This window comes from Autumnicola lenta (genome assembly GCF_031846515.1).
Classification (GTDB): Bacteria; Bacteroidota; Bacteroidia; order Flavobacteriales; family Flavobacteriaceae; genus Autumnicola; species Autumnicola lenta.
In genome coordinates this window covers 1-10,518 of sequence record NZ_JAVRHO010000044.1, presented here as the reverse complement: position 1 = coordinate 10,518, position 10,518 = coordinate 1, and the positions used below count along the sequence as shown (strand labels likewise).

General features: G+C 35.3%; 11 protein-coding genes. All 11 read right to left on the bottom strand.

The window, feature by feature from the left end; genetic code table 11:
* Positions 1 to 581: 581 nt before the first annotated feature.
* Positions 582 to 1,661, bottom strand: a complete 1,080-nt coding sequence (locus RM545_RS17160; protein WP_311496514.1) for an AlbA family DNA-binding domain-containing protein — start codon at positions 1,659 to 1,661, stop codon at positions 582 to 584.
* On the bottom strand, positions 1,648 to 2,061 hold the full coding sequence (locus RM545_RS17155; protein WP_311496513.1) for a hypothetical protein: 414 nt from the start codon (positions 2,059 to 2,061) through the stop codon (positions 1,648 to 1,650). Before RM545_RS17155 ends, RM545_RS17160 begins: the two co-directional genes overlap by 14 nt.
* A gap of 157 nt (positions 2,062 to 2,218) precedes the next feature.
* Positions 2,219 to 2,518 (bottom strand): hypothetical protein, encoded by a 300-nt coding sequence (locus tag RM545_RS17150; protein ID WP_311496512.1) that lies wholly within the window; start codon positions 2,516 to 2,518, stop codon positions 2,219 to 2,221.
* Positions 2,519 to 3,512: 994 nt separating this feature from the next.
* Positions 3,513 to 4,220 (bottom strand): hypothetical protein, encoded by a 708-nt coding sequence (locus tag RM545_RS17145; protein WP_311496511.1) that lies wholly within the window; start codon positions 4,218 to 4,220, stop codon positions 3,513 to 3,515.
* 603 nt (positions 4,221 to 4,823) lie between these two features.
* Positions 4,824 to 5,324 carry an SRPBCC family protein gene (locus RM545_RS17140; RefSeq protein WP_311496510.1) on the bottom strand — a complete coding sequence of 167 codons (501 nt, stop codon included), beginning with the start codon at positions 5,322 to 5,324 and terminating at the stop codon, positions 4,824 to 4,826.
* Positions 5,325 to 5,884: 560 nt separating this feature from the next.
* Positions 5,885 to 6,220, bottom strand: coding sequence for a hypothetical protein (locus tag RM545_RS17135; RefSeq protein ID WP_311496509.1), 336 nt, complete (start codon positions 6,218 to 6,220; stop codon positions 5,885 to 5,887).
* 1 nt (position 6,221) lies between these two features.
* Entirely contained in the window at positions 6,222 to 6,674 is a 453-nt protein-coding gene (locus RM545_RS17130; RefSeq protein WP_311496508.1) for a hypothetical protein, read from the bottom strand.
* 167 nt (positions 6,675 to 6,841) lie between these two features.
* On the bottom strand, positions 6,842 to 7,360 hold the full coding sequence (locus RM545_RS17125; RefSeq protein WP_311496507.1) for a hypothetical protein: 519 nt from the start codon (positions 7,358 to 7,360) through the stop codon (positions 6,842 to 6,844).
* A gap of 115 nt (positions 7,361 to 7,475) precedes the next feature.
* Positions 7,476 to 7,781, bottom strand: coding sequence for a hypothetical protein (locus RM545_RS17120; protein ID WP_311496506.1), 306 nt, complete (start codon positions 7,779 to 7,781; stop codon positions 7,476 to 7,478).
* A 572-nt stretch (positions 7,782 to 8,353) separates the two neighbouring features.
* A complete protein-coding gene (locus RM545_RS17115) occupies positions 8,354 to 8,800 on the bottom strand; it encodes a hypothetical protein (RefSeq protein ID WP_311496505.1) in 447 nt (148 codons plus the stop codon).
* Positions 8,801 to 9,297: 497 nt separating this feature from the next.
* Positions 9,298 to 9,762 (bottom strand): hypothetical protein, encoded by a 465-nt coding sequence (locus RM545_RS17110; protein ID WP_311496504.1) that lies wholly within the window; start codon positions 9,760 to 9,762, stop codon positions 9,298 to 9,300.
* Positions 9,763 to 10,518: the final 756 nt, after the last annotated feature.

Sequence of the window (10,518 nt, the reverse complement as noted above, 5' to 3'; positions counted from 1 at the left end):
ATAGTGCGAGCTGGCGAGCTTGATTGTCCGCAGGACAATCGGGCGTTGCAAGCGAGCACGGAGTTTCGAATTAAGACAGTTTTGAGCATTTTTTTTATACGTTGTTGTGAAATAGTGCCTCCCGCCTGAGTGAGCCGATCCGCTATTCAATCCGCTGCGTTTCAAATTTAAAGTTTATATTTTCTTACCTCTCAAAAAGGGCAAATATCGGTTCTCTTTTTTTGTCCGTCCGAGTGAGAAAATCCGTTACAGTTTAGTTTTAAAATGAATTTTTCTTACCTCTCAAAAATGATATTTTTCGCGTTTCTTGTTTTCTCCGTTTGAGTGAGAATTCCGTCGCCATTTATCTTTTTAAACTCGATTTATCTTTCCTTCCAAAAACGGCATTTTAAAAGTCAGATTTTTATCCGGGTTAGTTTTTATTTTTCCTGCGTTTTGTTTGTCAGAGGCATTTTTCACAACGCCCCGTATAAAAACAGTGCGTCGATTGCCGGCGATGATTGTCCGCAGGACAATCAGATGCAGCAAGTACGCACAGACATTCGAATCAAGACTAAATTAAGCATTGTTTTTATACAGTGTTATGCGCTGTCGCTATTACGATTATTCCAATGTGAAATACAATATTTCACAACCTCTTGGAGATCATTAATTTTGATTGATGAAGTAGTTGTTCTAATGTAAAATTCTTTTTGACCATCTTTATGGTTGACTAAGAAAACTGGATTATCGCTTGGTTTTACAGATACCAAGAAAAATGGTTTTTCATAATCGAAATTAAAATCTGCCTTTATAAAATGATAAACGCTTTTGTCAAAAAATTGAAATAACATATTATCAAATTCAATTCTAAAAAAGTCAAATTCATCTTCCTTATTTTTAAGAGAAAAATCATAATCTAATCCCTGAATTTCTCCATTATCATTTATACCAATATAGAGTTTGCCACCATTTGAATTTAAGAAACTACAGATAACTTTAGCGATTACGTTTTTCACTCCAATGGAAGCCTTTTTTGTTTTGAAATTATATAGTAATGCAGGTTTATATTCTGTAAAACTGTTTTCCCCAACAATTAAAGATTTTTCAATTTGAGCATCTTGGATTATACTTTTTAATAAATTCTTCTTTTCATCTAGACTAAGCCACCAATATGGTTTTGATTTATCCTCAAACTTGGTAGTGGTTTCTAAAATCTCAAATGTATTGGGTTCATCTTCAGTAAAACCTTCGATCCATTCTCCTTGATTGCAATAGGTAATTTTTTGTGAATTTTTATATTCAAATGAATGCTTGTTGTAATACTCCAATTCACTTTCTAACCCTATAGCTATATTGTCGTATGTGTCAGCATCTATTTCGCCGCAAAAATCAATTAAATGAAATTGGACTTCATCGAATGTGTATTCAAGACTTAATCCATATTTCGAGACGTATTCGAGAATATTTCCATCTATCTCAATTGAGTTTTTTTGTTGAAAAATTTTATCAAAATCTGCTTTAAAATCAATTAATAATAATTCAATGAAATTTCTGAAATACTGAACAGCTTTATTTCTTGCTTTAAAGGGGTTATTATGCTTTTCAAAAAAATCGGAATTTATATTTTGAACTTTATTATTGTCTGATAGAAAATTTCCTTTTACTCTATATTTTATCATCTTTTTTTACCCAATAATGTTTAATATTTAATCCTTCGAGTTGTGGAATTATTTTCCCTATGGTTTTCCTTATTAATGGATCATCAGGGTGAGCAATTCCATAAATGAACTCCGGATTTTTCTCAATTTCTGACATTATTTTTACAATTGCTCTCCCAAAATGTGATTTTATTTGACCACTTTTAAAATAATCTCTTTTTTTGGTAGGAGAATAATCATTTGATTTTGCTCCTTTTGCCTCAATAATTAATTTTTTTTCATCTTTTATTGCTTCAATATCATTTCCACGAGTTTGCCCAAAACATTGTTTCGTTATTGTCCAGCCTTCCTTTTGAAGCTGTTCTGATAATAGGTTAACAACCTCATCTTCTGTTAATTTGTCTCTAAAATTTACATTCATTTTTTTGTTTTGCGATTGCGCATAACGTCTCGTATAAAAACTGTGCGAGCTGGCGCGCTTGATTGTCCGCAGGACAATCCGCAAAGCAAGCGAGCACAGACTTTCGATTCAAGACAGGTTTTAGCATTGTTTTTATATAGTGTTGTGCAAAGGTTTTTTACTTGGTTTTAATATAATACACTTCTTTTAACTGTCCGTCATAAAATCCCAAATGTCCGCTTTGACCAGATTGATACAGTCCAATAATTTCAATTTCTTTCCCGTTCATATATTCCCAGATGGTATCCAGATCCGAAGCGGGCTTAAAAGAATCAATCCATATCTTGTGTGAATCCAAGAAAATCCCTTTGTTCTCCAAGTCAAGGTGTAATTCCCCCACCAGTCTCACAGTATCATTGTCAAAATCACTATTATTCTCTTTCAACTGGGAATTGGTAATAGGATTGTGTTTTTGCATTAGTTCCGAATTTCCGAACTCAGTCACGTTCGAACTGCAAGAAACCATAAGCCCCAGTAAAAGTAGAAATCTATATTTATACATCTTTTTTTAACTTTTGCACAACGTCCCGTATAAAAACTGTGCTGCGGGCGAGCTTGATTTTCCGCAGGAAAATCCGACGCTGCAAGCAGCCACGGATTTTCGAGCCGGAACAAGCCTTAGCATTGTTTTTATATGCTGTTGTGAGTTGTTGTTTATTTTTGTCCGCAGCATAGAGGCCTAAAAATTGTCCAATATAAATACTTTTTCCAGATAATAAACTGCGGTTAAAAGTCCGATTATTCACAAGCCAAAACATCCAAAAATACCTAAAAAAAGCGCCACTTGCGACAGAGTGAGGATGCTAACCCGTAGCTTTTTTTCATCCCCAAAAAAACTACAGTTGCTGATCATCTAAAATATGGCGACCACGCTTCCCTCCGTTTTGCAATAACTCACAACGTCTCGTATAAAAACTGTGCGAGCTGGCGAGCGTGATTGTCCGCAGGACAATCAGGCGTTGCAAGCGAGCACCGGCGTTTCGAATTTGAACTGACTTAAGCATTGTTTTTATATGCTGTTGTGAGTTGTTGTTTATTTTTGTCCGCAGCATAGAGACCTAAAAATGCCCAATATAAATACTTTTTCCAGATAATAAACTGCGGTTAAAAGTCCGATTATTCACAAGCCAAAACATCCAAAAATACCAAAAAAAAGCGCCAATTGCGGCAGAGTGAGGATGCTAACCCGTAGCTTTTTTTTCTTCCCTTGGAAAATGAAATTAGCAAAAAAAATCAAAATTTGGCGACCACGCTTCCCTCCGTTTTGCAATAACTCACAACGTCTCGTATAAAAACTGTGCGAGCTGGCGAGCTTGATTGTCCGCAGGACAATCAGGCGTTGCAAGCGAGCACGGACTTTCGATTTAGCACAGGTTTGAGCATTGTTTTTATATATTGTTGGCACTAGTTTTTTAATTATTAAAATCCACTGTATAATTAAAGGTGGTTCCTGAGTTCACAAATAATGTGTCACTTTCTCTTGTAATCACATCATTTATATCCCTAATAATTTCTAGAATTACAGGTTGATTTGCTGCAATCTCAATTAATCTATCGTTTTCAGAGTCATTAGACCAAGGATTAATAGATCCACCGACCGATTGAGAAAATCCAATAGGACTTAAGTTTTTAAAATTTGTTGAGAAACTATCACCTTCCTGTAGGTCATCCAAATTCATTATACTTAGATTCAAAAATGCTTTTTTAGGAACATTATGATTTCGGAGCATAATAGTATCACGAATAGTTGGATATATCGTAATTCCATTCAAATCCGCACGAAGAAATTCATCACCATTTAATTCGTCATAATACAATCTATGGATTCCTTCATTTAATTCATCATCGCGAATAAAAAACTTTAAATAAAATTCGCCATTGGAATCAGTCCTTGTAGTTGCTTTTGTTCTAACAGTTCCAGAAGCGAATCTTGTATTGTCCCATATAACTGTTACTTTATGATTTGCAATTGGAGTGGTTCCAAAGTCAGTCATTAATTTTCCAATGATTTCTGTGCAGTCTATTTCACAATTTTGACTAATCAAGTCATCTTCCCCCTTTGTGCAACTTTGGAATGTCAAAGTCAGAATTAAAATTAAAAATCCTAATGTCTTTTTCATAGTATTTTCAAATTAGTGCCAACGTCCCGTATAAAAAATAGTGCGAGCTGGCGAGCTTGATTGTCCGCAGGACAATCAGGCGTTGCAAGCAAGCACGGATTTTCGAATTGAGACTGGTTTGAGCATTTTTTTTATACAGTGTTGTGAAATAGTGCCTCCCGCCTGAGTGAGCCGATCCGCTATTCAATCCGCTGCGTTTCAAATTTAATGTTATATTTTCTTACCTCTCAAAAAGGGCAAATTTGCGTTCTCTTTTTTGTCCGTCCGAGTGAGAAAATCCGTTACAGTTTAGTTTTAAAATAAATTTTTCTTACCTCTCAAAAATGATATTTTTCGCGTTTCTTTTTTTCTCCGTTTGAGTGTGAAGTCCGTCGCCATTTATCTTTTTAAAATTAATTTATCTTTCCTTCCAAAAATGGCATTTTGAAAGTCAGTTTTTTATCCGAGTTAGTTTTAAATTTTCTTGCGTTTTTTTTGTCAGAGGCATTTTTCACAACGTCTCGTATAAAAACAGTGCGAGCCAGCGCGCGTGATTGTCCGCAGGACAATCCGCTGTGCAAGCGAGCACAGAATTTCGATTCAAGAACAAATTAAGCATTGTTTTTATATGTTGTTACCATACGTTTTTTTATCAGTAACAAGTTCTTTCCACTTATCCGATTCCGCAAACTCTTTTACAATTCTATTCCGCTCTTCGAGTAAATCAATCATATATTTTTTGAGGAATATTTTGTCTGCTAATAATCCCAAAATTCCCAATGGTGATTGATAATCAAAAATATCGGTCATTACAGTACCACCATTTAAGTCTGAAAAATGGTGTTCGTGCTTAAACTTACGAAATGCTCCTTTTACCATTTCGTCGGCAAAGTAAGTCGGTCGATTAAATTCGGTAATTTTCGAAGTCAAGTTTTGATAAATACCAAAATGTTTCGCTCTCCAGGTCACACTTTCATTAAGTCCGATTAATCCGCTGGTTTTTCCCGCAATTGCGGTTTCCTTTGTATGCTCCGTAGATATCTTATGTAGATCAATACTTCGTGAAAGATCAAAAACAATTTTTTTGTCCGCTTTAATTTCAGTCCGTAATTCTATTCTCGGCATTTTTTTGAAATGTATGGTAACGTCCCGTATAAAAACTGTGCTGCGGGCGAGCTTGATTTTCCGCAGGAAAATCCGACGCTGCAAGCAGCCGCGGATTTTCGAGCCGGAACAAGCCTTAGCATTGTTTTTATATGCTGTTGTGAGTTGTTGTTTATTTTTGTCCGCAGCATAGAGGCCTAAAAATTGTCCAATATAAATACTTTTTCCAGATAATAAACTGCCGTCCTAAGTCCGATTATTCACAAGCCTAAACATCCAAATTCACCCAAAAAAGCGCCACTTGCGGCTGAGTGATGATTTTAACCCGTAGCTTTTTTTCTTCCTCGCAACATCTACTTTTGACAATAAACAATAATTTGCCGACTGCGCTCCCTTCCGCTCTGCAATAACTCACAACGTCCCGAATAACGCAAGTTGCGGGTAAAGAGACTTGATTTTTGAGTTAAACACAGTTTTTAAAGGCAGTCAAAAAATGCCATTTTTGGCAGGTAATCCGCAATTTGTGTTATTCATTGTTGGCAGTAGTTTTGGTACTTCCACAAAACCTAAATTCTTAAACTTTAAACCTGATTTAATTTTATATTTTTTCTTCGTTCGTCGAATTCTTTGATAAAAAAAGTTTTTCTCATTCCTTCTGGAGTTTTTATCATATAATCATTAAAAGCATTGAGGTCGAGGGTTTTTATTTCTTCTGGTTCCGACATATAATAATTTTCTATATCTGATTTATTTGGATAAACAAAAAAATGATTGTTTACTGATGGCGTTGGGATGAAATTATATCCTGTTCTATTAAAGTTGTACTCAACCAAAGCCATTTCGAAAATTAAAATTTTCTCTCGAGTAATATTATCTCGGCTTTCGATGATTTGTATTAATCTGTAATCTTTTTCCATTTTATAGTTTATTTAAAAATTCTTCATATTTACCGTCGATTTGCATTTTGTAAAAATTGAAATAAGTCAAAAATTGGCTTTTCTTTTCATCCTCATCAAAGGGTTTTTTGAGAATCTGATTAATATATGCCTCTAGAAAAATAATAGTTTCAGCGACGTAAATAGTCAAATCCGCTTCTGATAATTTTTTATTTTTATCAATATGTTTTTGAAGGATATTTTTAAGTTCACCTAGCATTATAGATGAAATGTGTTCTTTATCATCTCCAAAAATACTCCGTCCAACTTTGGAAGGAATTAAATCTTCAAAATTTGTATCCAAATCCTGACTATAAATTTTTATGGGATTTAGTCCGACATAACTAACATCCAATAAAACTTTATTATCTGTTGGGTTTTTCTCTAATTCAATGACGACTTTTTTATTGTCAATCGGAAATTCTTTTTGGTACATATTATTAATTTTAAGTTTTTTAAATTACTGCCAACGTCCCGTATAAAAACAGTGCGAGCGGGCGAGCGTGATTGTCCGCAGGACAATCAGGCGTTGCAAGCGAGCACGAAGTTTCGAATTGGGACAGGTTTTAGCATTGTTTTTATATAGTGTTGGCTGTAGTCTTTCTATAGTTTCTTTTTTAAAAGCACTAATAAAAAACCTGCCATTCCGAAAAATCCGAATGAGAGCATTAGATGCACTGGACCTTGATTTTCCCTCAGAGTTTCTTTAGAACTCAAGTATAAGTTACTGGCTTTCGATATTTCAAAAAGAGAAATAATTTCGTCAGGTCGGTTTAAATCAGCTTTTTCTTCACTTGCTATTTTTATTTGAATAGGTTTATTTTTCAAACTGTCGGTCTCGAATTGATTCATATTGAATAACCATATATCATCTGATGTCACTTTAAAAAGATTATGGTATTGAAATGTCTTTATATAATAGGTTGGATATCTTCTACTATCATCTTCATAGCGTTCGAAAGTGTAATCTTCGATTTCAACATCAAGAGTGGTCAGGTCTTTTTCTTGAGTAATTTCTGGATTGGCAAAATGTTCGTACAGAAAAAACAAACCAAGAAAAATACAGATAGCCAGTCCCACTTTTTTTCGAAACACGTCTCCCAAAGATTCCTTTTTATTCATATTTTTTTGATTACAGCCAACGTCCCGTATAAAAACAGTGCGAGCTGGCGAGCTTGATTGTCCGCAGGACAATCAGGCGTTGCAAGCGAGCACGGACTTTCGATTCGAGACTGGCTTAAGCATTGTTTTTATATGTTGTTGTGCTTAGTGCTTTTTTTAGTCTTTTATAACCAAAATGGGTTATCAGTGCAGCTATAGTTCCAAAAATCCAAAATGCGAAGGTTATTCCGAAAATCGGTAAGCCACAATTTATTCCATCCGTTTTAGGTTCTGGGTAGAAAAATCCTGGAAACACGAAAAAATAACAGATTAATATAATAACAAGGATTACAAAATTCGGAAGTTTGGTTTTATATTTTCTATTTAAGTAATACAAACCAAATTGCACAAAAGAAATTGCAATAATGAAAAGTAAAATCATTTAATTCAGTTTTAGTCGGTATATTTTATGTTGCTTTTCCATCTCCAGTTATTTATTCCCACAGCTGTTTATTGTGTTTTTCTCATTTTTTTTGCATTAAGCACAACGTCCCGTATAAAAACTGTGCGGCGATTGCCGGCGATGATTTTCCGAAGGAAAATCAGGCGTTGCAAGCAAGCACGGAGTTTCGAATTGGGATCGATTTAAGCATTGTTTTTATACAGTGTTGTAAACTGGGCTTTTTTTCCCAGCCTGGTTTTTTTATCCGTTGTGATTGTCAGTCCGCTGTTCTTTCTAAACCTCAAAAATTTTCTTTCAAAATCCCCTTTTTGAGTGGTAAATCAGATTTTAATTCCGTCCGATTTTGTCCGACGCAAAAGGTAATAAATTAAGGTTCCAAAAACTGACCATCCAAAAATGCCCTTTTTTGCCTTGTTTACAACGTCTCGTATAAAAACTGTGCGAGCTGGCCAGCGTGATTGTCCGCAGGACAATCAGGCGTTGCAAGCGAGCACGGAGTTTCGATTCGAGAACAAATTAAGCATTGTTTTTATACGTTGTTACCAAATGTTTTAGTCTAAGTATGAGATTTTATTTTGGATTAAATATGCTTTAATTAATTCCCAGTCCGACAGATCTTTTAAATTATATACTCTACGGGTTGAATTATCGAACAATTGAAAATCGATAATCAATTCTCCGAAAAGCTTTTTGAGCTGAACATTTTTTATTTCAGAAATTTTTAATTCAGTTTTATTAGATCTTTTAAGATTAGGGTAATATACCATTGCGGGAATGGCTAATAACAAAAGAGCTGAAATTAATGTGACTGTTAAATGAAGTAAATTATCCGTCGCAAAAGCATCAAAAATTTGGTAAACGCCAAGAATTAAAAAGAAAATAGGGAGACCTTTAAAAAGGTTGTTATTCATCCTTCCCGATTTATCATTAATATCCAATTGGTTATCTTTTAGATAAATTTCTCCATTGGCGTAAGTTTTTAGTGGTATAATTTTCATTTGTTTTTTTAAATATTTGGTAACGTCCCGTATAAAAACTGTGCGAGCCAGCCAGAATGATTTTCCGAAGGAAAATCAGGCGTTGCAAGCAAGCACGGAGTTTCGAATTGGGATCGATTTAAGCATTGTTTTTATACAGTGTTGTAAACTGGGCTTTTTTTCCCAGCCTGGTTTTATTATCCGTTGCGATTGTCAGTCCGATAATTTTGCGACATCCAAAAATTTGTTTTAAAAATCCCCTTTTTGAGTGGTAAATCAGATTTTAATTTTGTCCGATTTTGTCCGACGCAAAAGGTAATAAATTAAGGTTCCAAAAACTGACCATCCAAAAATGCCCTTTTTTGCCTTGTTTACAACGTCCCGTATAAAAACAGTGCGAGCTGGCGAGCTTGATTGTCCGCAGGACAATCAGGCGTTGCAAGCGAGCGCTGACCTTCGATTCAAGACAGATTTAAGCATTGTTTTTATATGTTGTTGCCAGTAGTTTTTTATTCCGTTCAATATGGTTCAAATTTTCCATTTTTAGGGAATCCGTGATAGTAAATGACTTCTATATTAAAAGCTGTCGCTCCATTCCAACGCTTAAAATCTTTCCATTTAAGCGAGTCCAAAATTCTGTTCGAACTCGATAAAATTAGTGAGTCCAATTTCGATAACTTTTGGTAGGCAATTTGAGCATCCAACTCTTTTGGTACTTCTTCATAAAATAAACGGTAAACCGAATTCTTGTCCTTTTTAGTACTCTTGTTAATTCCGTCTGAATAAAAGCTGTAATAAACAGAATCCGCAACTTTTATTATCATCCGTTTTTTATAACCTTCGTCATTCAAGTCCGTCTGCACGTAATATTTCACAGTTCCGAAAACCGATTTTTCTCTCTTAATCAATCCTTTATTTGTCGAACAAGAAATGATTAAAACGATTATAGAAAATAGTAATATTTTTATCTGTGCGTTTTTCATTCAAATTACTGGCAACGTCCCGTATAAAAACTGTGCGAGCGGGCGAGCGTGATTGTCCGCAGGACAATCAGCTAAGCAAGCGAGCACGATGTTTCGAATTGAGACTGGTTTGAGCATTGTTTTTATATACTGTTGTGAGGCGTCTTTAAATTTATGTAGGTTGCAAAAAAGCCTCAAACTTGCCAATTTTGTTACTGCTCCTGGTGATCAGAATTGGCCAAAAATCCGCTTATTCACAAGCCTATACATCCAAATCTACCAAAAAAAAGCGCCACTTGCGGGTGAGTGATGATTTTAACCCGTAGCTTTTTTTTCGTCCCGCAGGAAACTACAGTTGCAGATAAACTGAAAAGTGCCGACTGCGATCCGCTTTGATGACTCACAACGTCCCGTATAAAAACTGTGCGGGCTGGCGAGCTTGATTGTCCGCAGGACAATCAGGCGTTGCAAGGGAGCACGGCGTTTCGATTTGAGACAGGTTTGAGCATTGTTTTTATATGTTGTTATAAGGCGTCTTATTTTTGTCCGCTGCAAATAAGCATCAAATTTGCCTGTTTTGATACTGCTCCCGGTGATCGGAATCGGCCAAAAATCCGCTATTCACAAGCTAAAACATCCAAACTTACCAAAAAAAAGCGCCACTTGCGGCTGAGTGAGGATTCTAACCCGTAGCTTTTTTTTCATCCCCGCAACACTTACATTTGACGATAAACTATAATTTGCCGACTGCGTTCTGCTTTGATGCCTTATAACGTA